Source organism: Methylobacterium sp. WL6 (genome assembly GCF_008040095.1).
Lineage (GTDB): Bacteria > Pseudomonadota > Alphaproteobacteria > Rhizobiales > Beijerinckiaceae > Methylobacterium.
Genome location: NZ_VRVH01000555.1, coordinates 1 through 1,394, shown reverse-complemented (window position 1 = coordinate 1,394; position 1,394 = coordinate 1). Strand labels below are relative to the sequence as shown.

The window sequence follows — 1,394 nt, the reverse complement described above, 5'->3', positions numbered from 1 at the left end:
GAGGCGGAGGAACTCGGCCAAGACAGCCTCCTAAAGGATCTCGGCAAGATCAAGTCGAACGCCCAGCACCTGCTCGGGCTGATCAACGACGTGCTCGACCTGTCCAAGGTCGAGGCCGAGAAGATGGAACTCTATCCCGAGGACATCGACGTCACCGCCTTCGTCACGGACGCCGCCGGTACGGTGGAGGCGCTGGTCGCCAAGAAGGGCAACGTCCTCGGCTTGGACGTGGCCGATGACGTAGGCCGGGCGCGCACGGACGCGACCAAGCTGCGCCAGTGCGTGTTCAACCTGCTTTCGAACGCGGCCAAGTTCACCGAGGGCGGCACCATCACGTTGAGTGCCGCCCGCGAGGTCGACGTAGATGGCGACTGGCTCCGGTTCACGGTGCGGGATACCGGCATCGGTATGAGCCCGGAGCAGGTTGGGCGCCTGTTCGAGCGGTTCACTCAGGCCGACGAGAGCACCACACGCAACTATGGCGGCACCGGCCTCGGACTGGCTCTAAGCCGCGCCTTCGCCCAGCTTCTCGGTGGCGACATCACCGTCGACAGCGTCGAGGGTCAAGGAACGAGCTTCACCCTGCGCGTCCCGGCCGTGGCGCCAGAGCGGGCCGTAGCGGCGGCACCGGCGGCACCGGCGGTTCCCGAGAACCAGATGACGGTAGGCGACCTCGTGCTGGTCATCGACGACGAGGCGTCCCAACGCGAACTGATGACCCGGTTCCTCGAACGCCAACGCTTCGCTGTCCGCACTGCGGGGGACGGACGCACCGGGCTCGACCTCGCCAAGTCGCTCAAGCCACGTGCGATCCTACTCGACGTGATGATGCCCGAGATGGACGGCTGGTCGGTGCTAGCCGCCCTGAAGGCAGACCCAGAGACTGCAGGCATCCCCGTGGTCATGGTCAGCTTCGTTGCCGACGCGGCGCTGAGCGCCTCGCTCGGAGCCATCGAGGCGGTACCGAAGCCGGTGGACTGGGCGCGCCTCCGGACGATCCTTGACCAGTTCCGGGCAGCGGACGGCGACGTGCTCGTGGTCGACGACGATGCCGATATGCGCCACCGGCTCCGGACGGTGCTTGAGCGCAACGGCTGGAGCGTCCGCGAGGCTGGGAACGGCTGCGAGGCGCTCGACCAGGTCCGGCACGGCGTGCCACGCCTCGTGCTGCTCGACCTGACCATGCCAGTGATGGACGGGTTCTCGTTCCTCGACCGGCTCCGGGATTTGCCCGGCTGTACCGAGGTGCCGGTAGTAGTGTTAAGCGCTCGCGACGTCACCGCAGCCGAGCGTGACCGTCTGTCCGGGGCAGATCAGGTGCTGCGCAAGGGCGACACCAGCCTGCAGGACATTGCTACCGAGCTGCGCAAAATCGATAACCGCCAAACCGACGC

General features: G+C 66.8%; 1 protein-coding gene. It reads left to right on the top strand.

All coding sequences use genetic code 11. The features are described from left to right. Positions 1-90 precede the first annotated feature (90 nt). Positions 91-1,394: response regulator (locus tag FV230_RS28295; RefSeq protein WP_246695046.1), on the top strand; the 1,304-nt coding region annotated here is incomplete at its 3' end.